Here is a 20,430-nt window from a genome sequence, read left to right as displayed (position 1 = left end):
CTCTGCCGCGACCAGCCCAAGCCGCGCGCTACCAGCGGCTCACCCGGTTGGCGTATGTCGCAGCCTGTGAAATCCGGGCAGGAGCGCGTCAATTCTTGCGGTCGCCTGCCTTGTGGCGTTGGTAATGGCGTGCGGCTCTGGCTCGGTTGCCGCACGCTGCTGAGCACCACTCCCGGCGCGGGTGTTGCTTGATGAAGTAGAGGACGCAACCGGGAGCCAAACACGTGCGCAGCCCGTGACGCTTCTCGCTGGTGAACAGGTGGATCGCTTGCTCCGCGATACCGGCTGTGATCACCGCCGGCGTCTTCGAAGCGGTCTGGACGCGGCGCCCGGGATCGACACCGTCGTGCCAGTCGAGTCGGCTCCAGTGAGGGGCTCGCGCCGTGGCGTGGTTGATGACGCTGACGGCATGAACGTGGTCCGCGACCCGTGAGGCGGCGTGCTCCCGTGGGTCATCGGTTTGTGTCGCGGCGAGGCGGCGTACAGCGTCGCGCAGCTCCCGTAGTCGCATCCCGGTCTTCTCCAGGTCGCGCGTCGACGCAACCGCCAACCAGTGGTGCAACTCACGGTCGGCGCAACCGGGAATCTGCGGGGACGCGCGTAGCCATGCGGCGATCTCGTCAGCGGTGGTGAGGGCGTCGTGGATTCCTGAACGGTCCGCCCAGACGGTGTTCATGAACTCCACCGCCAAGGGCTCGCCCAGTAGCGGCGCGCGCGTAGCAGTGCCCGTCGGCATGCCGACATCGTACCGCTTCTAACGGAAAGGAGAGCCTTCATCCGTTTGACATCCGAGACGCCGAGCCGCATGATGCTTAACGGATGCATATGCTTTCAACCATTAGAACTCTGTGAAGAGGTAGCCATGGAGAGGCGCCCGCCGTTCCCGCCCTTCGATGAGGAAGCAGCGCTGCAGAAGGTGCAGGCCGCCGAGGACGCGTGGAACACGCGCGACCCGCACCGCGTGAGCCTCGCGTACACGCCCGACTCGGTGTGGCGTAACCGGGACACGTTCGTCACCGGCCGCGAGCAGATCGTCGAGTTCCTCACCGCCAAGTGGGAGCGCGAACTGGACTACGTGCTGCGCAAGAGCCTGTGGGGCTTCCGCAACAACCGCATCGCCGTCCGCTTCCAGTACGAGTGGCACGACTCCGAAGGGCAGTGGTTCCGTAGTTACGGCAACGAACTCTGGGAGTTCGACGAGAACGGCCTCATGCGGCGCCGCGAGGCCTCAATCAACGACGTCACCATCACCGAGGACGAGCGCCGCTGGTTCGGCCCCCGCGCCGAGAACGAATACGGCCGCGAGATCCCGCTCCAGTGACCGACGCCCCGCGCGACCCCGTGGATCACACCCCAAGATGACGCCGCCCGCTCCGTGTCGAGGTCTACGCCGCTATCAGGCGACGCATGGTCAACTCGTCGAACTGCACCGCAGCCGAAGCACAGGGTCGGTACCGCACTGTCGCCACGGCACCGAGGTCGGCGTTGCCCGAACCGCGATAGAAGCCCGCTCAGCGAAGCTGCCACATGGACCCATACAAAACATGATCGACGCGCCCGGCTGCGGCATCGGCGGGTACCCAGCACAGCCTGCTTGGCCATACAGCCCAACCGTGGACGCTACTGGTACCCGCGTGGGCCCGCCGACGATATGTGCGAGTTGGTGGACCCTGCCGTCGGCACGAGCCCGTCCAATAACTTCATTCCACATCTGGAATCAATCACAGTCACGTGATGGCTCCACATTCGGGCTCCCAGAGACCGGGTGGCCCGAAGCACCGCCGAGATGTGGGCGGTGTCTTCGGGCACACCCGGCCCCTGGTCCTCAGGAGCAGGGGAAGGTCTTGACGGCCGTCGGGGTCTCCTTGAGGCGGTAGGTGCGGCTCGACGTCCCGACGCACTTGTAGGCGGCGCCGCCGGTGCCGGTCGCGGTCACGTTCACCCAGGAGGTGCCGGACTTGCGCTGGATCGTCGTGGGCAACGGGTTGTCCACGCCGGGGGGCTCGCAGTACCGCGACCGCGCTCCGACGACGGAGCCGTTGAAATGCTCCAGCTCGATCGACAGGAAGCAGGCTCGTGCCTGCGCCGGTCCGCTGGACAGGACGATGCCGGTGACGGCGGTGCTGAGCATTGCCGTGGCGAGTCCCGAACGAATGATGCGTGACATGTGTGGGTGTCCTTTCAGGAGCAGGAAACGGTGATCTGTTTGCTGGGCGCTTCCTTGAGCCGGTAGGTGCTGGCGGCGGTGCCCTTGCAGACGTAGCTGGCAACGCCGTCGCCGGTCGGTGTGACGGTCACCCAGGTCGTGCCGCTCTTCTTCTGGATCGTGGTGGGCAGCGGGGACAGCACGTCCGGCGGGTTGCAGTAGATGGAGCGGTCGCCCCACACCGCGCCCTGCAAGAGCTTGAGGTGGTTGGACGTAATGCAGGTGCGTGCCTCGGCGGACGTGCCTGCCACCACCGTGGTGCCGGCGACGACCGCGCTGAGCGCCGCCGCCGACAGGGCCGCTTTCCTGACTCTGGACATCACGATTGAGGACCTTCCTGTGGTGTCGATGTGCCGGACTCATGTCTACGGACCGGGGGCGGGGCCGGGCATCGGTGAGCGTTGCCCATATGCCGGCGTACGGGTGCCTACATCAGGGTTCGTGGTTCTCACGGATGGCGAGCGGACGCGACCGGGTGTCACGATGGCGCGCATGGCGGGGGCCATCATCGAGCGTGATTTCGAACTGGGAGTTCTCGCGGCGGCAGTGCGGGGCCTGCGGGCCGACAGTGCCGCCGGCGGGACGATCGTGCTGGTGACCGGGGAAGCCGGGATCGGCAAGACGAGCCTCGTCCGCGCCTTTCAGGAGGCGCACCGCGACGGGTTGCGCGTGCTGGTCGGAGCGTGCGACGACCTGATGGCGCCATGCGGACTGGGGCCGTTGCGGGAGGCCGCGTGCGGAACGGGTGGTCCGCTGGAACGGGCGCTGGGCGGGGCGAGCCCGAGGGAGGTCTTCGCCGCCGCGGCGGCGGAGTTCGGCGGGCCGGATCCGGCCGTGCTCATCGTCGAGGACGTCCACTGGGCCGATGACGGGACGCTGGACGTGCTGCGGTACCTGGCGCGGCGCCTGGTGGACCTCAGGGTGGTGATCGTACTGACGTACAGGAACGAGGCGGTCGGAGCAGGCCACCCACTACAGGAGTTCCTCGGTGAGCTGGGCGGGGTCGCGGTAAGACGGGTGCCGTTGCGGCCGCTCACACCTGCGGCCGTGGAGGCGCTCGCCGAGGGGACGGGACGCGACAGCGCGACCGTTCACGAGCTGACCGGCGGCAATCCGTTCTACGTGACCGAGGCGTTGGCGGTGCCTCCCGAGGTGATTCCGGAAACGGTGAGCGATGCGGTGCTGGCAAGACTCCGGCGCCTGGGAAATGCCTGCCGCTCAGCGTTGGAGCAACTCTCCGTGGTGCCCACCTACGTCGGGTTCGCATTGGCGGAGGGCCTGTTGGGCGGACGACTCGACGTCCTGGCGGAAGCCGAAGAGCAAGGGATTCTGCTCGTCCGGGACGAAGGGCTTGCGTTCCGGCACGAATTGGCGCGGCGGGCCATCGCACAAAGCGTTCCCGCGCTCCGGCGGCGCGAACTCAACCGAGCCGTGGTCGCGGTCCTGCGAGAACAGGAGAACCCCGACCTGGACCGGTTGGTGCACCACGCGGTCGAGGCCGACGACGTGGCCGTCATCCTGGCTTTCGCTCCCGAGGCGGGGCGCCGCGCGGCCCGCGCGGGATCGCGTCGGCAGGCGATCGCGCACTACGAGGCGGCGCTGCGACATGCCGGGAAACTCTCGCTTCGGGAAAGGGCCGCGCTTGTCGACGACCATGCCTGGGAGCTCTACAACACCCATCGCTATCCAGAGGCGGTGACCGCCGCGAGCGAGGCGGTCACCTTGTATGAGGGGCTGGGCGATCCGGTGCTGTTGGGGGAGGCGCTGGTAAGGCTGTCCCGGCACATTTTCATGACGGGCCGCACGGAGGAGGCCGAAGCGGCCGTGGTCCGAGCCGTACGAGTGCTTGAGGACGCGGAATCTCCGTCCGCGCTGGCGCAGGCACATGCCAATCACGGCGCGTTCCTGGCCCTCACCGAGCGGGCAGAGGAAGCCATTCAGCTCTTACGCCAAACCATGCAGGACGCCACGAACGCGGGCCGAACCGATGTCGTCGCGTTGTCCGCCAACTACCTGGGAATGGCCGCGACCGAGGTATACGGACCGGACAGCGGCCTGCGCTTGCTGCGCGGAAGCCTCGCCCTGGCCAAGGGCGGCGGTCACCACGAACACACCGCTCGCGCCTACACGAACCTCGGCGAACTGCTCTATCGGTTCGGACGCTATGACGAACTGGACGTCTCCCTAAAGGAAGGGCTGGCATTCGTAGACGACCACGGCTTCTGGTCCCACGCGTACAACCTGGAAGCGCATCGCTGCCTACTGCACATGCGACGAGGAGACTGGAACACCGCACGCGAGGGCTTGCGCAGGCTCATAGAAGACGCCGGCGATCCCGGAATGCTCTACCTGTACAGTGTGCCGCCGTACGCGAGGCTGCTGGCGCGCTGCGGAGACGAGCAGGCAGGGCCGCTGCTCGGCGAGGCCTGGGCCAGGGCACGACGGCACCGGTCGCTGCTCGGACTCGCGTACGCGGGAATCGCCTATGTCGAATGGGCATGGCTGGCCGGAGTACCAGAGATCGCCGACCAGGTCCGCGACGTACTCCTGCCCCGAACCGAACGACCCGGGGCCGCACCCCTCCGAGCAGAACTTCTCCGGTACCTGGCACGCGTCGACCCAGCCCAGACCGGCTTTCCCGACTGTCCCGAACCGTACGCGAGCGCCCTTCGAGGCGACTGGCAGAGCGCGGCGGCGGCTTGGCGACGCATCGGAGACCCGTACGAAACCGCCCTGGAGTTGGCCGAGGCCAAGCAGCCCGGCCCGGTCCTGGAGGCGCTGGACATCCTGCGCGGCCTCGGCGCGACCGCCGCCGCACGCAAGGTCCGGACGCGGCTGCGCGCGCTCGGCGTGTCCCGGTTGCCGCGCGGACCGGCCGTGACCACCCGCACCCATCCGGCAGGTCTCACCCAGCGGCAGGCCGACGTGCTGCGACTGCTGGCACAGAACCTCACCAACGCCGAAATCGCGGACCGGCTCGTCGTCTCGGTCCGAACCGTCGACCACCACGTCTCGGCCATCCTCGGCAAACTCGGCGTCCGATCCCGCCGAGAAGCCGCCGCCCTGCACGGCGCCCATGCCGAGGCACCCGGAGTACCTTGAACGACAACCAACTGATCGCAGGAACGGCACCTGCACGGACGACGCCGATGAATAGCCCACCGGGGCTCGGAGAACGATTCTGCCAGCGGTCACGACGAGGAGATACAAACGTGCTGCACCGGCACCTCAGGCCCGGTGGCGGAGCCTGTACCACTGTGGCTTGGTCTTGTTCATCGGCCAGCCCAGACCCGCGGTCTCCGCGGGTTCGACGGTGAGCAGTTCCCACTGCGGGAACGCCTCCTCGACCTCCGCCCGGGACACCCCGCCTATGCGGGAGCGTATCCGGCTAGGGCCGAAGGCGAGGATCAGCAAGGTGGCGTCGCGCTTGGCGAGCGCGGAGACTCCCCGTCCCACTGCACTGCGCTGGCCGGAGTCAAAACCCTGGAAGCAACCGATGTCGAGGAAGAAATCGAACGTCCCGAGTTCGGTCGATCGCAGATCCGTCACGTCTCCCACGAGATAGGTGACCCCCGTGGTGTCACGGCTCTTGGCGACCTCGATCGCGGCCGGGACGTAGTCGATGCCCACCGCCTCCCAGCCGCGCCGCGCGAGGTCCGGAGTGAACTGCCCCCGTCCGCATCCCAGGTCGAGCGCACGGCCGAGAGGATGCGACCGGTCGGCCTCCTCGCGGTCCAGCACGGCCGCGATGCTCGTGGCGGCCGCTTTTCCGTAGCGCTCCCAAGGGGTGACGCCCAGGCGGTACAGGCGGGCGTAGTTCGTCATCCAGGCTCCTCGAGCTCGGCGCCGCGCGGCAGTCACCTGTCGCCATCAACTACAAGCCATAGTACTACGCCCTGTAGTTAAGTGTCGGGCGAGAGGTTTCGGACGTGGCACACTCCTGTCCGCAGAACCCGGGAATCCAGCCCTTGACTCTGACGTATGGGTCAGGGGTTAGCGTCGCGAGGTCGTGCACGGGGTTCACGGATTCATGTATTGAGGAGCGTTCAGGATGCCCGGTACATCTCGCGAGGTGCAGCTTGCCGTCCGGCCGGAGGGCCTGCCCGAGCCGGACCACCTCGCCGTCGTCGAGGTGCCGATGCCGGTCCCCGGCGACGGTGAAGTGCTGGTCAGGAACCGCTTCTTCCACGTCTTCCCCGCACTGCGCACCCTGATCGGCGGAAGCGTGCCCAACGCCCCGTTCCCCGGTCTGCAACCAGGTGAAACGCTGTACGGGAAGGCGATCGGCGAGGTCGTCTCGGCACCACCCGACGCGGACGTGCGGCCGGGCGATCTGGTCGAGCACTGGCTCGGCTGGCGCGAGTACGCCGCCGTCCCGGCCGGACAGTGCTCGCCGCTCGACGGCACGCTGCCCGACCCGGCGGCCCACCTGGCACAGGCGGCGATCGCGTACACGGCGCTGACGCGGGACGCGCGGTTGCGTCCCGGCGAAACCGTGTTCGTGTCCGGCGGCGCGGGCGGGATCGGTTCGCTGGCCGGGCAGTTCGCGCGGGCGCTCGGCGCGGGACGCGTCATCGGAAGCACCGGTTCGCCGGACAAGGCCAAGCGTCTGGTGGCCGAGTTCGGCTACGACGCGGCCATCCTCCGCGGGACGGACGGGCGCCCCATCGCCGACCAGCTCGCGGAGGCCGCGCCGGACGGCATCGACGTCCTCATCGACAACGTCGGCGGCGAGCAGCTCCAGGCGGCGATCGCCGCCGCCCGTCCAGGCGCCCGGTTCGCACTCGTCGGGGCGCTGGCCGGGCAACTGTCGCCGGACCTGGCGGGCGGCACCGCCCCGGTCGAGATCGACACTCTCCAGGTGATCCTCAAGGGCATCGAGATCCGCGGCTACGGCAGCTCCACCGGCCCGACGGCGGACCCCGGATGGACGGAACGCTTCGGCGGCTGGCTGCGTTCGGGGGAGGTCACTTTCCCGCATGTACGCGTCGCGGGCATTCAGAACGCCCCGCGCGCGTTGCACGAGATGGTCGGCGGGCGGCACCTCGGCACCGTCATCGTCGAACTGTAGGCGTCGGGAACGGAGCAGCGATGCGGATCAGCGACGCCGCGGCGGCGGCCGGGACCACCCCGCGGGCACTGCGGTTCTACGAACAGCGCGGCCTGCTACCGCCGCCGTCGCGCACGTCCGGCGGGCAGCGCCGCTACGGCCCGCGCGAAGTGGCCCGGGTGCGAACCATCCGCCGCCTGCTGGCCGTCGGGCTGACCATTGAGGACCTCCGCCACTGCGCGCACCTGCTGCACCTCCTGGAGGCGGACGACCCCACCGGCGGAGGCTGCAGGCAAGGCTCGGGCATCGCCCAGCGGCGACTCGACGCACTCAACTCCGAGATCACCCGCCTCACCCACCTCCGCGACGCCCTGGCCGCCCAAATGAACCTGACCGGCCAGAACACGTCCAACAGCCCCACACAAACGCCCCGAAACTCCCGAGCAGCCGAAACCGAACCGAGACCCCCACAACCCGCGGAACACTCGGACAACCTCCTCAGGGCCGCACCCCGAGCCTGAAGCACCTCCAGAGCAGCGGTATCGGTCTTCCCCGATTCCTCATCGTCATTTCGAAGGTTGACGGGCGCGTCACGAAAGCCCATGTCGTCTCGGGTGACAAACGCCGATCCCGAGTTCGTTGCCGCTTACCGGCGACTCACCGGCAAGGAGAGGTATCTGATCCAATTCTGGCCGGAGACCTGATTTTGCGGTCGCTGTCATCGTCCGCAAGCTCCTCATCGCGCTGGTCGGCCTGGCGCTCGCGATCTTCTTGTTGGGGTGTCTGACCAGCTACCCCGGCTGGTTCTTCCTCGTCTTCGCCCTGGCTGTCGTGTCTGGAGCGCCTTATCTGCGGGGCAAACGCAAGCCTGACTCTGGGGCGAAGAGCCAATCACATGATGAAGTCGGCTATCAGGTGCGGATAGGGAGAAGACCGTGTGCGGGGGACCCGGCCGCTGGCCGTGCGGTCGGGTGCCCGCACCTCAGTGGAGGACGGGGGTGGACTCCTCCGTGGTGGGGGTCGGGGCCGGGGCCGAGTGCCGGGGGAGGGCCAGGGCGGCGAAGATGCCCGCCAGGGTGAGACCGGCCGCGATGTAGACCGCGTCACGTAGGCCGTTGGCCGTGGCCGTGTGCAGCGCCTCGCCGGTCAGGTCGCCGAGACCGGAGGTGGAGACCCCGACCAGGACGGCCAGGCCGATGCTCGTCCCGATCTGCAGGGCGGTGTTGGCCATGCCCCCGGCGGCGCCCTGGTCCTCGTCGGCGACCCCGGTCCCGGAGGCGCCGAACATGGTCGGGTAGATCGTGCCCATGCCCATCCCGTAGACGATGAGGCCCGCGAGGATCGTCCAGTACGAGCCGTCGGTGCGCATCCCGGCGGCCAGCATCGCGCCGCCGCCGGAGCCGAGCAGCAGCGCGATGACCAGGGTCGACCGGGCGCCGATGCGGAGGATCAGCCGTTCGGCGACGAAGTTGGCGATCCCGATCACCACCGAGAGGCTCAGGAAGGCCAGCCCGCCCTGGAGCGCCGAGTAGTCGAGTACGCCCTGGAGGTAGAGGCTGAGGAAGTAGACGAGGTTCTGCATCGAGATGCCGAAGGTGAGGATCACCAGCAGGGCGGCGCGGAGGTTGGGGTTGCGGAACATCCGCAGCGGCATCAGGGCGTTCCTGGTGCGCGCCTCGATGACGACGAAGGCGGTCAGCAGCGCCGCCGCGAGGACGGCGGAGGCGACGACCGGCGGCGCGGTCCAGCCGGTCTCCGGGCCCTGGGCGATGGCGAACACCAGGAGGGTCAGTCCGGCCGTTCCGGTCAGGGCGCCCGGGACGTCGAAGCCGCGTCCCCGCTCCCGCGGGCCGTCGGTGTCGAGAAGTACGAACGCGCCTGCGGTGCCCGCGACGACCAGCGGCACGTTCACCAGGAACACCGCCTCCCAGCCGAACGCATGGGTCAGGACGCCCCCGAGCAGCGCGCCCAGGCTCAGCCCGCCCGCGCCGGCCATGGCCCACACGGCCAGCGCCCGGACGCGGTCGGGACCCTCGGTGAACCTGGTGGTGACCAGCGAGAGCGTCGCGGGGAACAGCACCGCCCCGCCGACCCCCTGGGCCGCCCGTGCGGCGATCAGCATCGCGGGCGACGTCGCCAGGCCGCCCAGCAGTGACGCGGCGCCGAACACCAGCATCCCCAGGACGAACATGCGGCGGCGGCCCAGCAGATCGGCCGAGCGTCCGCCCAGCAGCAGGAAGCCGCCGAAGAAGATGGCGTAGGCGCTGACCACCCACTGGGTGGCGTGGCCGGACAGCCCGACGTCCCGCGCGATGTCGGGCAGCGCCACGTACACGATGGTGAAGTCGAGCGAGGTGATCAAGCTGGAGAAGGCCAGCAGACCGAGGACCAGGCGCGACCGACCACCGGTGGCGGTCTTCTCTCGAGAGTTCATGACGGGCTCCTTCACAGAGTCGGGATCAACGTCCGGGTCATGCCGCGTAGGCGCGTGCGGCGCGGGCGTCGCGCAGGGTGCGCGCCCACCAGGCGAGCTGGTCGATCAGGCTCTCGGCCGCCGCGCCGCAGCCCGCGGCGTCGATCGGCCGACCGTGGTCGTCGAACTTGTCCCGGCAGGAGTGGAAGCTGACGGTGTCGCGGACGGTGATGGCGTGAAGCTCGGCGAAGACCTGCCGGAGGTGTTCGACGGCGCGCAGGCCGCCGGAGGCTCCGCCGTAGGAGACGAAGCCGACGGGCTTGGCCCGCCACTCGTCCACGAACCAGTCGATGGCCGCCTTCAGCGAGGCGGGGAAGCTGCGGTTGTACTCGGGTGTCACGACCACGAACGCGTCGGCCCGGTCCAGCCGCCCGCCCAGTTCGCGCACCGGCGCGGGCGCGTCGGGTGCGCCCGCCTCGGCGGTCAGGACCCCGGGCAGCTCGGCCTCGGCCAGGTCGACGATGTCGAGGGCGAGGTCGGGATGCCGACCGGCCTCGCCGGCGAACCATTCGGCCACCGTTGGGCCGAACCGGCCGTGCCGTGTGCTGCCGACGATGATGACGACGTTCAGGGGTCCGGTCGCGGTCATCGCGCGCTCCCTTCGAAATCTCGGATCTCCGTCCTGTGCGGGTTCGGTGACCGAGCCTGCCGACGTGCGCTTATCCGGCGCCTACCGCGCGCTTTCCCGCGGCGGTAGGCGGGGGCAAGCCGTGCCGGTTTCTGAGAAAGCGACCGTTATCGTGGGGATATGCGATTCGGGGTGCTCGGGCCGCTGGAGGTGTGGACGGCCGACGGCGCCCCGGTGGCGGTGCGCGGGGCGAAGGTCCGGACCTTGCTGGCCGTCCTGCTCGGGCACGAGGGGCGGCCGGTGCCCGTGGATCGGCTGATCGACGACCTGTGGGGCGCCGCGCCGCCCCGCAACCCGGCGGGGGCGCTACAGGTCAAGGTCTCGCAGCTGCGCCGCATCCTGGACGAGGCCGAGCCGGGCGCCCGCGGCCTGGTGTCCTTCGAGGAGGCGCTGGGGTACCGGCTCCGGGTGGACGCCGAGGCCGTCGACGCGACGCGGTTCACCGGCCTGCTGGCGCGGGCGCGCGAAGCCTCCGACCCGCGGTCGCGGGCGGGCCTGCTGACGGAGGCGCTGCGGCTGTGGCGCGGACCCGCCTTCGCCGACTTTGCCGACGAGGAGTTCGCGCGTCCCGCCATCGCTCTCCTGGAGGAGCAGCGACTCACGGCCGTCGAGGATCGGGCGGAGGCGAGCCTGCGGATCGGCGGGCATCGCGTGCCGGCGAGCGAGCTCGGCGAGCTGGGCGACCTGGTCGATCGGTATCCGCTGCGCGAACGGCTCCGTGCCGCGTACATGCGCGTCCTGTACGGCACCGGACGCCAGGGCGAGGCGTTGGAGACCTACGCCGACCTCCGGGCCCGCCTGCGCGACGAGCTGGGCGCGGACCCCGGTCCGGAGATCGCCGAACTCCACCGGCGGATCCTCGACCAGGACGCCGCTCTCACCGCGACGTCCGGGACGCCTCCGCGGACCAACCTCCCCGCGCAGATCACCGAGCTGGTCGGCCGCGACGAGGCGGTGGTCAGGGTCCGGGCGCTGCTGGAGTCCGCCCGGCTGGTCACGCTCACCGGACCCGGCGGCGTCGGCAAGACGCGGCTGGCCCAGGAGGTCGCCGCCAGGGCGATCGAGAGCCATCCGGACGGTGTGTGGCTCGTCGAGCTGGCCGGCCTCGACCGCACGGCCGGGGACCGCGAGGACGACCGGCTGGCGGAGACCGTGATCGCCGTCCTCGACATCCGCGACGACGCCGCGCAGGGCCTGCCGCGTTCCGGCGTGCCCGCCGATCCGGTCGAACGGCTCGCCGGAGTCCTGCGGGGCCGCCGGTTGCTCCTCGTCCTGGACAACTGCGAGCACGTGATCGACGCGGTCGCCGCGCTGAGCGAGCGGTTGCTGCGGGCGGCGCCGGAGGTCCGGATCCTCGCCACGGGCCAGGAGCCCCTCGGGCTCGCCGGGGAGTCGGTCTGGCCGGTCCCTCCGTTGGAGCTGCCCTACTCCCCGTCCGACAACGGGCCCGCGACCCTCCGGCGGTTCAGCGCCGTCCGGCTGTTCGAGGCGCGGGCCGCGGCCGCCGCGCCGGGGTTCGAGATCGACGCCGGGAACGCCCGCGCGGTCGCGGCGATCTGCCGCCGTTTGGACGGCGTCCCGCTGGCCCTGGAACTCGCGGCGACCCGCCTGCGGGTGCTGGGCGTCCACGACCTGGCGGAACGGCTCGACGACCGGTTCCGGCTACTGTCGTTCGGGCACCGCGGCGCCCCGGCGCGGCAGCGGACCCTGCGCGCGATGATCGACTGGAGCTGGGAGCCGCTGTCGGAGGCGGAACGCCTCGTCCTGCGGCGGCTCGCGGTGCACGTCGAGGGCTGCGCGTTGGAGGCGGCCGAGGAGGTCTGCGCGGACGGCGGCGACGTGGCGCGGGAGGACGTCCTCGACCTGCTGGCCCGCCTCGTCGACCGCTCGATGGTGGTGATGGCCGACGGCCCGGCCGGGACCCGCTACCGGCTGTTGGAATCGGTCGCCGCGTACGCCTTGGACCGCCTGGAGGAGGCGGGGGAGACCGAGCGGCTCCGCCTGCGGCATCTGACCTTCTACACGGAACTGGCCGAACGGTCGGAGCGAAGGCTGCGCGGACCTGACCAGCGGCGAGCGCTTCAACGGCTGGACACCGAGCAGGGAAACCTGCGCAGGGCGCTGGAGGAGGCCGTTCAGCGCCGTCACGCGGACCTCGCGCTGCGGCTGGTCAACGCGATGGCCTGGTACTGGTACCTGCGCGGCAGGATCGGCGAAGGGCGGCGCGCGTTCGCGACGGCGCTGGGCGGCGAGGGCGAGGCGCCCCCCGCGCTGAGGGCACGGGCCGAGGCATGGAAGACCGCCCTGGACCTGCTGGGCGAACGGACCGCGAAGCTCGACCCGCCCTCGGAGGCCATCGCCGATCCGGGCGAGCAGGCCAGAGCGGAGTGGTTTCTCAGCGACGTACTGCTCGGCGCCGGAGATCTGGCCCAAAGCCGCTACCTGACGGGCCGGGCGCTGCCGGTGTTCCGGCGGCTCGGCGACCGCTGGGCGACCGCCGCGGCCCTCGCCACCGAGGCCAACCAGGCCCTCGTCCGCGGCGACCTCGGCACGCTGGACCGGGCCGGGTCGGAGAGCCTCGCGCTGTTCGTCGAGTTGGGAGACCGGTGGGGGCAGGTCCGGGCCACCGATCTGCTCGCCAGGCTCGCGGAGATCAAGGGCGACCACCGCCGGTCCGCCGCGCTCGTCCGCGGGGCCCTCCGCCTGGCCGAGGAACTCGGGCTGTGGCTCCAGGTCTCGCTGCTCCACTCCGGGCTCGGCCGACTCGCCCTGTTGACGGGCGACCACGCCGAATCGGACCGCCACCACGAGCGGGGCAGGAGCCTCGCCGCCGAGCACGGCTACCACCCCGGCGAGGCCTTCGCCCGCACCGGCCTGGCCCTCACCGCCCGCCGCGCGGGCCGCCTCGACGAGGCCGAGACCCACATGCGCGCCGCACTGGCCTGGGAACGCGAGGTGCGGTTCGCGCCGGGCATCACACTCGCCCTGGCCGAACTCGGCTTCACCGCGGAGCAGCGCGGGGACGCCGATGCGGCGGCGGAACTCCACCGGGAGGCCCTCACCGTCGCCCAGGACACCGGCGACCCCCGGGCGATCGCGCTGGCCCTCGAAGGACTGGCCGGCGTGGCGGCCCGCACGGGCGCCCCGGTGGACGCCGCGCGGCTCCTCGGCGAGGCGACCGCCCTGCGAGAGTCGACGGGGGCGCCCCTGCCCCCCGAAGAACGCGTGGACGTCGACCGCATCACGGAAACGGCACGATCGGCCGTCGGCGACGAAGCCTTCACCACGGCGTTCGCGGCGGGCCACACCCTCGACCGTCCGCACTCATCAGTGCTCGCACCAGAGGGCGGACCCCTAGAGAATGACCAGGATCTCGACCGAGGGTGGCCGCTCTCCAGCCGTCCACGATGATTGGTTTCGTCTGGACCCGTGGCTGCCGATCCCGCTGCACTTGTCGCCCACGCCCACCTCACGACCCTGCTGCGCGCCCCGCGAACACCGCAACGTGGCCCGCATGATCTGCCAGGACCTCGTTCCACAGATGTCGCGGTACGCGGGCCGTCCCCCGCTGCTGGTCGTGGACCTATGGGACTGCGTCGAGCCGCGGGCGGTCGCGGAGGCGCTCGACCATCCCAACCGGCCCGACGACATCCGGCTCACCGGTGTGCTGATCGCGGTGGACGCCGACCGATCTGCCGCGGTGAACGGCGGACCGATATCGGCAGGCCGAGCTCCGCCGGGGACGAGCGCTACCTGGCCGAGGTGCTCGGCGTCTGTCAGCCAGTTGCGGTCGAAGGGTGTTTGCGGTGTTGGGCGCAGTCGACGCGTAGGGCGGACGGCGGTAGGTCGTGGTCGAAGAAGGCGCATCGATGTGTGCGAGTTCTCGTGGCCGTTGCAGGGACGAAGTGGTCGCAGGTGGTGCAGGAGCGGGACGCGGGAGCCAGCTCGGCGTCGTGAAGGCGGCGTAGGACGTCCAGCAAAGAGGCCAGGAGGTCCTCCGCCTGCTCCTGCTCGACCTTGGACACGGCGATCTCGGCGGGGACCGTCCAGCGGGCGGCTTTGGCGGCGAGGGGGCGGCCGGTCCGGGTGAGGACGATCCGCTGCTGCCTGCCGTCGTCGGGGTCGCGGCGGCGTTCGATGAGTCCCTTACGGTGCAGGGCGTTGATCGCGTCGCTGACGGTCGGGTCGGCGACATTGAGCTCGCGTGCGAGTGCGGTGCTCCTTGCCTGTGGGGGCGGGCCGTGGTGCAGGTGAGCGAGGATGCGTAGCTGCGTCGGTGACAGTCCGTGCGCCTCGGCGGTGCGGCGGGCGAGGACGTGCAGCGCGTCGCCGACGGCGTCGAGTGCGGCGACGACCTTGGCGTCGATGCCGTGGTGACGTTCGTCGTCCGGCATCCGCATGAAGTCGATCATAGCAACCGCGCTTCCGCTCCCACCTGGACGCCGAGGCGAGATGCTTAGGAGTCCTTGACATTCCCTCAGGCCGATTGTCTACTTATTCAGTAGGAAATACAAGGTTCCCGCGGTGAAGGAGGTGCCGGGTGCCCAAGCTCTCTCGTAGCGACTGGTACGACCTGGCGCGCGACACGAACTGGACCTTCGGCTACGTGGACGAGGAGGAGGTCTTCCCAGAGGAGCTGTCGGGGACAGGGCGCGTCCCGTCCGAGGCGTGGCTGGCGTGGGACGAGCCCTACAAGGTCGCGTATCGCGAGTACGTCCACAACCAGGTCACCAAGGACACCACCACCTACTCACTGAAGAACGCGATCGGCCGCTCGAACCTGTTCGACGCGCTCGACCCGGGCTGGAAGTCGGTGATCGTGGCGCACTACGGCGCCATCACGATGCCCGAGTACCTGGCGTCCATCGGGGAGGCCCGGATGGGGCGGTTCGGACGCTCCGCCGCGTGGCGCAACACCGCGACGTTCGGCACGCTCGACGAGGTCAGGCACGGCCAGATCCAGGCGTTCTTTCCGTACGGTCTGCTGCCCAAGGAACCCCGGGGCGACTGGGCGCTCAAGGCGTTTCACACCGACAACTGGATCGCGATCGCCGTCCGCCAGCTCTTCGACGACATGTTCGTCGCCAACGACGCGCTTTCCATCGCGTTGCAATTGACGTTCACGCTGGAGACCGGCTTCACGAACCTGCAGTTCCTCGGCATGGCGGCGGACGCGATCGACGTCGGCGACCTGGAGTTCGGTGCGCTGATCTCCAGCATCCAGACCGACGAGGCCCGGCACGCCCAACAGGGCGAGCCGACCATCAAGGTGCTGATCGACGCCGGCCACAAGGACTGGGGCCAGTTCCTCATCGACCACATGTTCTGGCGGTCCTGGCGGGCGTTCGCCCTGCTCACCGGCCTGTCCATGGACTACTACACGCCGCTGGAAGCCCGCAAGATGAGCTTCAAGGAGTTCATCACCGACTGGGTCGTCAAGCAGTTCAGCGAGCAGTTCCGCGACTACGGCCTCGACTTCCCCTGGTACTGGGACGAGTTCATCCAGGAACTCGACTGGTACCACCACGCGATCCACACGGTCATCTGGAACTACCGTCCGACCGTCTGGTGGAACCCCGACGCCGGGGTGTCCGCGGAGGAACGGGCGTGGCTGGAGGAGAAGTACCCCGGCTGGAACCGCACGTTCGGCAAGCACTGGGACGTGATCACCGACAACGTCCGGGAGGGCAGGCTCGCCGAGACGTTCCCCGAGACGCTCCCGGTGGCCTGCAACATCTGCCAGCTCCCGATCGTCCGCGCGGCCGGGGTGCCGGCCGGGACGCACACCGACCCCGCGCCGCTCACCCACGTCCACCAGGGAAGGCGCTACCACTTCTGCTCCGAGCCGTGCCGGTGGATCTTCACCGAGCGGCCGGAGCGGTTCGCCGGACACAAGTCGATCACCGACCGGCTGCTGACCGGCGACATCGACCCGCCGGACGTCGGCGGCATCCTCGCCTATATGGGTCTGTCCGAGCCCGAGCAGGGCGTCGACGCCGACGGATACGCGTGGGCCGCCCGGCCCTCCGGCGCGCGCTGAGGAGGCACCGATGGCACCGCTGCCGCTGACGGCCACGTTCGCCGGGGACATCGTCACCCTCGCCGTCCTGGTCGACGACGAGGACACCGCCGCCACCGTCGGCGAGAAGATCGCGCACCATGTCGCCGGACGGCGCGTCGCCGCCCGTCCGGCACCGGTCCGGGTCCAGCTGGACGGCCGCGTCCTGGACCCGGACGAGGTCATCGGACGCTCCGGCGCGACCCACCTCACCCACGTCGAGGCCTTCTTCGATGACCGAGACGACTGAACGGGGCGCCTGGCACGCCGTCGCCTCCCTGGACGACCTGTGGGAGGGCGACGTCATCGAGGTCGCCGCCGGGGCCGACACCGTCCTGCTCGCCTGCCTGCCCGGCGGGGAGGTGCGCGCCTACCAGGGCGTCTGTCCGCACTCGGAGTACTCCCTGGCCAAGGGCGACCTGGACGGTGACGTCCTCACCTGCGCGGCCCACCTGTGGGAGTTCGACCTGCGCACCGGTAGGAGCGTCAACCCCGAGGGTTGTCGGCTTTACGAGTACCCGGTCCGGGTCCGCGGGGACCGGATCACCGTGTCCGTCCCCGACGACGGCCACCGCCACTACCACCGCTGCCGCGGCCGAGGAGGCACCCATGGCTGACGAACACCGGCAACTGGTCGGCCCCGTGATCCGGGGCTTCGACCCCGACATCGTGGAGGCGCTGCAGGCCGCGCTGGAGAAGGACAACCCCGGCGTGGAGCTGTTGGTCGACGACCACGCGGGTTACGTCCGCGTCCACGCGCCGCGGTTCCTGCGGGTCACCAGGGCCAGCCTCACCGAGGCGCTCGGACGGCCGGTCGACCTGCCGTCACTCGAACCGGCGATCGCGAGCTTCGCGGGACGGATGAAGTACGTCTCCGACGACGAGCTCACCTGGTACCTGACCCGGGAGGACTGATGGCCGCACCCACGCGTTCCCTGCGCACCTGGAGCATCTCCGACGCGGGCAGGCGCAGGCTCAACGAGTACGAGATCGTCACCAAGAAGTTCCACTACCACTTCGGGAAGCGTCCGGCGCCGTTCGACCTCGACCCCGGCAGCGCCATCAACCAGTGGTACCTGAAACACCGCGAGGGCTCCCGGCTGCAGGCCGACGACTGGGAGGAGTTCGAGGACCCGGCCCAGCTCAACTACCGGCGCTACATCGCCCTGCAGCACGACCGGGAAATCTACGCCGAAGGCGTTGTCGACCACTTCGAATCCTTTGACCATGACGCACGGCTCGACCCCGCCTGGGTGGACGTCCTAGGACGGCTATACCTCCCGGCCCGGTTCGCCTTCCACGTCCTACAGATCACCAGCCTCTACGTCGGCCAGCTCGCGCCGAGCGCCGCCATCACCAACGCGTCGTTCTTCCAGGCCGCCGACGAGCTGCGCGCCCTGCAGTGGATCGCCTACCGCGCCAAGTCGCTCTCGCTCACCCACGGGGCCGAACTCGCCGACAGCGCGACCGCCCGCAGCGTCTGGGAACAGGACCCGGCCTGGCAACCCGCCCGCGAACTGCTGGAACGGCTCCTGCTCGCCTATGACTGGGGTGAGGCGTTCACCGCGCTGAACCTCGTCGTCAAACCGGCGTTGGACGCCCTGTTCAAGGAGGCGTTCGCCGAGCTGGCAGAAGCCAACGCCGACGGGCTGACCGCCCAACTGCTGCACGAGTCCGGGGTGGACACCGAGCGCGGCCGCGCCTGGGCCGGAGCACTCGCCCGCTACGCGATCGACGCCCGTCCCGGCAACCGCGACCACATCCTCGGCTGGGAGGAAACCTGGCGCCCCCGCGTCACCGCCGCCGTCCAGGCCCTGGCCGGCGCCTTCCCCACGCCACCGGACGCACCGCAAGTACTGCAGACCGTCACCGACTCCACCACACGATTCCGAGACACCTGGCTCACGGCGACCTCGAACGCCGCGCCGGAAAGGGAGTAGCTCAATGTCCGTCCTGCCCGAGGTCCTCGCCGCCAACGCCGACTACGCCGCCGACTTCGGCGACAAGAGCGAGCTGGCGCTGCCGCCCGCCCGCGGCTTCGCCATCCTCACCTGCATGGACGCCCGCCTCGACCCGGCCAAGTACGCCGGCCTCGCCGAGGGCGACGCGCACGTCATCCGCAACGCCGGCGGCCGGGCCAGCGACGACGCCATCCGCTCCCTCGTCATCTCCTACAAGCTGCTCGGCACCAAGGAATGGTTCGTCATCCACCACAGCGACTGCGGCATGGAGTTCTTCACCGACGAGGTCATCCGCGGCCTGCTCGCCAACAGCCTGGAGACCGCGGCGCTCGGCCCGGACGGCTTCCACGACGTCGGCACCGGCCCCGGCTCGGCCGAGGGCGACTACATCGACTGGCTCACCATCTCCGACCAGGAGACGAGCGTGACCGAGGACGTCCGGCGCATCCGCAACCACCCGCTGGTCCCGTCCGGCATCCCCATCTACGGCTACATCTACGACGTCAAGAGCGGCCTGCTGGTCGAGGTCCCGACCGCCACCGCCGCGGGCACCGCCGTCTCCGCCTGAACGGCGGCGCACACGGGCACGCACCCGTGGCCGCACGGTTCGCTGATCGGGGACGGTGCCGAACGGCCCGGTGTCGAGCGAGATCTCGACACCGGGCCCTTGCCATGCTCTCGAAGAACCAGGCGGGCCATGAACAATGCCGGCTGATCTGATCGCCCAACGCCCGACCCGGAGCACGCATTGCCTGCGTAATGCGCGTCCCGCAGCGTGACCGAGCAACCCCATGGCGCCGCTCCGCACCACGGACCCTCAGCCGTCAGAAAGGCCTGCATGCCTTCCCCAAAGCCGGCCGGAGCCATAGGTGCGGCGGGTCAAGCTCCACAGGGTGTCGCCGCGATGGACGATCCGGGTCCGCCCTGGGGGATGTGAAGGGGTGGGGTGTCGCCTCCGAGCAGCGGTTCCCAGTCGGCGCCCTGGGACGGTGCTCGGCGGAATGGTTGGAGGGGCGTGCAGGCTCCAGGCGGCTGAGGCCCGCCTGGTCGTGGAGTCGACCTCCGCATCCCGGGCGGTCGGCCTCATCCGGGCCATCGGGCCGGTTTCGTGTATCGGTGGTCTGTGGGCCGCATGCCGCGCAGGCGCTTGAACGCCACGCTCAAAGCGTATCCGTTGGAATAGCCGACCTTTCTGGCGATCGTGTCCACCGTGTGGTCGGTGCCGGAAAGCAGGTCCGCGGCCAGGGCGATTCTCCAGTTCGCCAGATAGGCCATCGGCGGCTCGCCGACAAGCGCGGTGAACCGCCGGGCAAGTGCCGCCCGCGAGACCCCCACCTTGGCCGCCAGGTCCGCCACCGTCCACCGGCGGGCGGGATCGTCGTGCAGCAGGCGCAGCGCGATGCCCACCACCGGATCGTCCAGCGCACGGCACCATCCCGGAGCGTGGCCATCCGGGTCGTCGAACCAGCCACGCAGTGCCGACACCAACATCAGGTCGAGCAACCGATCCAGCACCAGTTGCTGACCCGGCCGGACCTTGGCGATCTCTTCGGCCACCGTCTCCACCGGCGGGAAGGGCCTGGTCTCGGCCGCAATCACCAGCACGGGAGGCAGGGCCCGCAACAGCCGCTCGCTGAGCTCGCCCCGACTCTCGAAGGCCCCGCTGAGGAGCACGGCGGACCCGCCGTCGGTCGTCCCGCACGTGCGAGCCGGCTCGATGCCCTCGGTCGCCGAACAGTAGTCCGCGCTTGTCACCTCCAGCTCCGGCGTGGTCGCGGGGTCATCAGCCACCGTGTAGGGCTCGTCACCGCGCACAACGGCGATGTCCCCGGCCTCGACGCGCACCGGCTCGCCCTGTTCCGGAACGATCCAGGCGTGGCCTCGCAACATGGTGGCCAGCGTCAGCGGCGCACCACTGGCCATCCGCAGTGCCCACGGCGGACGCATGATCGCCCGCCGGAAGACGGCACCGCGCGCCCGCACATCCCCCAACAGCTCTGACACCGCGTCCATATCACCACCGTAGACGTCTGAACATCAGACGGCGCGTTTCA

19 protein-coding genes are annotated in these 20,430 nt (G+C 70.1%); 11 read left to right on the top strand and 8 right to left on the bottom strand.

The genetic code is table 11. The features are described 5' to 3' along the window. Positions 1–88 precede the first annotated feature (88 nt). Positions 89–736 carry a CGNR zinc finger domain-containing protein gene (locus BZB76_RS00700; protein WP_121432343.1) on the bottom strand — a complete coding sequence of 216 codons (648 nt, stop codon included), beginning with the start codon at positions 734–736 and terminating at the stop codon, positions 89–91. A gap of 126 nt (positions 737–862) precedes the next feature. On the opposite strand from BZB76_RS00700, the gene BZB76_RS00695 reads away from it, so the two are divergent. Then, positions 863–1,321 (top strand): nuclear transport factor 2 family protein, encoded by a 459-nt coding sequence (locus BZB76_RS00695; RefSeq protein WP_121432342.1) that lies wholly within the window; start codon positions 863–865, stop codon positions 1,319–1,321. 504 nt (positions 1,322–1,825) lie between these two features. Here BZB76_RS00695 and BZB76_RS00690 read toward each other — a convergent pair. Then, complete coding sequence (locus tag BZB76_RS00690; protein WP_147449257.1) at positions 1,826–2,167, bottom strand: hypothetical protein; 342 nt, start codon at positions 2,165–2,167, stop codon at positions 1,826–1,828. 14 nt (positions 2,168–2,181) lie between these two features. Next, positions 2,182–2,526 (bottom strand): hypothetical protein, encoded by a 345-nt coding sequence (locus BZB76_RS34480; RefSeq protein ID WP_170180457.1) that lies wholly within the window; start codon positions 2,524–2,526, stop codon positions 2,182–2,184. Positions 2,527–2,698: 172 nt separating this feature from the next. On the opposite strand from BZB76_RS34480, the gene BZB76_RS00680 reads away from it, so the two are divergent. Then, positions 2,699–5,308, top strand: a complete 2,610-nt coding sequence (locus BZB76_RS00680) for an ATP-binding protein (protein ID WP_170180456.1) — start codon at positions 2,699–2,701, stop codon at positions 5,306–5,308. Positions 5,309–5,434: 126 nt separating this feature from the next. Here the strand turns inward: BZB76_RS00680 and BZB76_RS00675 are convergent, their stop codons facing one another. Beyond that, on the bottom strand, positions 5,435–6,031 hold the full coding sequence (locus tag BZB76_RS00675) for a class I SAM-dependent methyltransferase (protein ID WP_170180455.1): 597 nt from the start codon (positions 6,029–6,031) through the stop codon (positions 5,435–5,437). A gap of 226 nt (positions 6,032–6,257) precedes the next feature. On the opposite strand from BZB76_RS00675, the gene BZB76_RS00670 reads away from it, so the two are divergent. Together BZB76_RS00670 and BZB76_RS00665 are read left to right on the top strand one after the other, a co-directional pair. Then, on the top strand, positions 6,258–7,277 hold the full coding sequence (locus BZB76_RS00670) for an MDR family NADP-dependent oxidoreductase (RefSeq protein WP_121432338.1): 1,020 nt from the start codon (positions 6,258–6,260) through the stop codon (positions 7,275–7,277). A gap of 20 nt (positions 7,278–7,297) precedes the next feature. After that, positions 7,298–7,777, top strand: a complete 480-nt coding sequence (locus tag BZB76_RS00665; RefSeq protein WP_121432337.1) for a MerR family transcriptional regulator — start codon at positions 7,298–7,300, stop codon at positions 7,775–7,777. Between the two features lie 461 nt (positions 7,778–8,238). Here the strand turns inward: BZB76_RS00665 and BZB76_RS00660 are convergent, their stop codons facing one another. Both BZB76_RS00660 and BZB76_RS00655 read right to left on the bottom strand, forming a co-directional pair. After that, positions 8,239–9,690, bottom strand: coding sequence for an MFS transporter (locus tag BZB76_RS00660; protein ID WP_121432336.1), 1,452 nt, complete (start codon positions 9,688–9,690; stop codon positions 8,239–8,241). 37 nt (positions 9,691–9,727) lie between these two features. Further along, positions 9,728–10,318 carry an NADPH-dependent FMN reductase gene (locus tag BZB76_RS00655; RefSeq protein WP_121432335.1) on the bottom strand — a complete coding sequence of 197 codons (591 nt, stop codon included), beginning with the start codon at positions 10,316–10,318 and terminating at the stop codon, positions 9,728–9,730. A 159-nt stretch (positions 10,319–10,477) separates the two neighbouring features. On the opposite strand from BZB76_RS00655, the gene BZB76_RS36260 reads away from it, so the two are divergent. After that, positions 10,478–13,768 carry an AfsR/SARP family transcriptional regulator gene (locus BZB76_RS36260; protein ID WP_121432334.1) on the top strand — a complete coding sequence of 1,097 codons (3,291 nt, stop codon included), beginning with the start codon at positions 10,478–10,480 and terminating at the stop codon, positions 13,766–13,768. A gap of 365 nt (positions 13,769–14,133) precedes the next feature. Here BZB76_RS36260 and BZB76_RS00645 read toward each other — a convergent pair whose 3' ends face one another. After that, the gene (locus BZB76_RS00645) at positions 14,134–14,757 is read right to left on the bottom strand and encodes a MarR family winged helix-turn-helix transcriptional regulator (protein ID WP_121433362.1); all 624 of its coding nucleotides are present in this window, start codon (positions 14,755–14,757) and stop codon (positions 14,134–14,136) included. A 140-nt stretch (positions 14,758–14,897) separates the two neighbouring features. Here BZB76_RS00645 and BZB76_RS00640 point away from each other — a divergent pair, with 140 nt between their 5' ends. Genes BZB76_RS00640 through BZB76_RS00615 form a run of 6 tightly spaced genes read left to right on the top strand, consistent with a single transcriptional unit; the run spans position 14,898 to position 18,944 of the window. After that, positions 14,898–16,397, top strand: coding sequence for a YHS domain-containing protein (locus BZB76_RS00640; RefSeq protein WP_121432333.1), 1,500 nt, complete (start codon positions 14,898–14,900; stop codon positions 16,395–16,397). 10 nt (positions 16,398–16,407) lie between these two features. Further along, on the top strand, positions 16,408–16,665 hold the full coding sequence (locus tag BZB76_RS00635; RefSeq protein ID WP_121432332.1) for a toluene-4-monooxygenase system B family protein: 258 nt from the start codon (positions 16,408–16,410) through the stop codon (positions 16,663–16,665). Next, the gene (locus BZB76_RS00630) at positions 16,649–17,032 is read left to right on the top strand and encodes a monooxygenase system ferredoxin subunit (RefSeq protein ID WP_121432331.1); all 384 of its coding nucleotides are present in this window, start codon (positions 16,649–16,651) and stop codon (positions 17,030–17,032) included. The genes BZB76_RS00635 and BZB76_RS00630 overlap by 17 nt, the downstream gene beginning before the upstream one ends. Next, entirely contained in the window at positions 17,025–17,330 is a 306-nt protein-coding gene (locus BZB76_RS00625) for an MmoB/DmpM family protein (RefSeq protein ID WP_121432330.1), read from the top strand. The genes BZB76_RS00630 and BZB76_RS00625 overlap by 8 nt, the downstream gene beginning before the upstream one ends. Continuing rightward, positions 17,330–18,355, top strand: coding sequence for a ferritin family protein (locus BZB76_RS00620; protein ID WP_121432329.1), 1,026 nt, complete (start codon positions 17,330–17,332; stop codon positions 18,353–18,355). Before BZB76_RS00625 ends, BZB76_RS00620 begins: the two co-directional genes overlap by 1 nt. 4 nt (positions 18,356–18,359) lie before the next feature. Then, entirely contained in the window at positions 18,360–18,944 is a 585-nt protein-coding gene (locus BZB76_RS00615; RefSeq protein ID WP_121432328.1) for a beta-class carbonic anhydrase, read from the top strand. Between the two features lie 515 nt (positions 18,945–19,459). Here BZB76_RS00615 and BZB76_RS00610 read toward each other — a convergent pair. Then, on the bottom strand, positions 19,460–20,389 hold the full coding sequence (locus tag BZB76_RS00610; RefSeq protein WP_121432327.1) for an AraC family transcriptional regulator: 930 nt from the start codon (positions 20,387–20,389) through the stop codon (positions 19,460–19,462). Between the last annotated feature and the right edge of the window lie 41 nt (positions 20,390–20,430).

The sequence above is a fragment of the Actinomadura pelletieri DSM 43383 genome, assembly GCF_003634705.1.
Lineage (GTDB): Bacteria > Actinomycetota > Actinomycetes > Streptosporangiales > Streptosporangiaceae > Spirillospora > Spirillospora pelletieri.
The sequence above is the reverse complement of the archived record's forward strand: the minus strand, read 5'-3'. Positions and strand labels throughout refer to the sequence as shown.

Bases quoted from the DNA above. Each gene is read 5' to 3' on its own strand.
- BZB76_RS00690 (WP_147449257.1), bottom strand. From the start codon at position 2,167: ATGTCACGCATCATTCGTTCGGGACTCGCCACGGCAATGCTCAGCACC.
- BZB76_RS00615 (WP_121432328.1), top strand. From the start codon at position 18,360: ATGTCCGTCCTGCCCGAGGTCCTCGCCGCCAACGCCGACTACGCCGCC.
- BZB76_RS36260 (WP_121432334.1), top strand. From the start codon at position 10,478: ATGCGATTCGGGGTGCTCGGGCCGCTGGAGGTGTGGACGGCCGACGGC.
- BZB76_RS00645 (WP_121433362.1), bottom strand. From the start codon at position 14,757: ATGCGGATGCCGGACGACGAACGTCACCACGGCATCGACGCCAAGGTC.
- BZB76_RS34480 (WP_170180457.1), bottom strand. From the start codon at position 2,526: ATGTCCAGAGTCAGGAAAGCGGCCCTGTCGGCGGCGGCGCTCAGCGCG.
- BZB76_RS00675 (WP_170180455.1), bottom strand. From the start codon at position 6,031: ATGACGAACTACGCCCGCCTGTACCGCCTGGGCGTCACCCCTTGGGAG.
- BZB76_RS00695 (WP_121432342.1), top strand. From the start codon at position 863: ATGGAGAGGCGCCCGCCGTTCCCGCCCTTCGATGAGGAAGCAGCGCTG.
- BZB76_RS00660 (WP_121432336.1), bottom strand. From the start codon at position 9,690: ATGAACTCTCGAGAGAAGACCGCCACCGGTGGTCGGTCGCGCCTGGTC.
- BZB76_RS00670 (WP_121432338.1), top strand. From the start codon at position 6,258: ATGCCCGGTACATCTCGCGAGGTGCAGCTTGCCGTCCGGCCGGAGGGC.
- BZB76_RS00655 (WP_121432335.1), bottom strand. From the start codon at position 10,318: ATGACCGCGACCGGACCCCTGAACGTCGTCATCATCGTCGGCAGCACA.
- BZB76_RS00625 (WP_121432330.1), top strand. From the start codon at position 17,025: ATGGCTGACGAACACCGGCAACTGGTCGGCCCCGTGATCCGGGGCTTC.
- BZB76_RS00630 (WP_121432331.1), top strand. From the start codon at position 16,649: ATGACCGAGACGACTGAACGGGGCGCCTGGCACGCCGTCGCCTCCCTG.
- BZB76_RS00610 (WP_121432327.1), bottom strand. From the start codon at position 20,389: ATGGACGCGGTGTCAGAGCTGTTGGGGGATGTGCGGGCGCGCGGTGCC.
- BZB76_RS00620 (WP_121432329.1), top strand. From the start codon at position 17,330: ATGGCCGCACCCACGCGTTCCCTGCGCACCTGGAGCATCTCCGACGCG.
- BZB76_RS00680 (WP_170180456.1), top strand. From the start codon at position 2,699: ATGGCGGGGGCCATCATCGAGCGTGATTTCGAACTGGGAGTTCTCGCG.
- BZB76_RS00635 (WP_121432332.1), top strand. From the start codon at position 16,408: ATGGCACCGCTGCCGCTGACGGCCACGTTCGCCGGGGACATCGTCACC.
- BZB76_RS00665 (WP_121432337.1), top strand. From the start codon at position 7,298: ATGCGGATCAGCGACGCCGCGGCGGCGGCCGGGACCACCCCGCGGGCA.
- BZB76_RS00700 (WP_121432343.1), bottom strand. From the start codon at position 736: ATGCCGACGGGCACTGCTACGCGCGCGCCGCTACTGGGCGAGCCCTTG.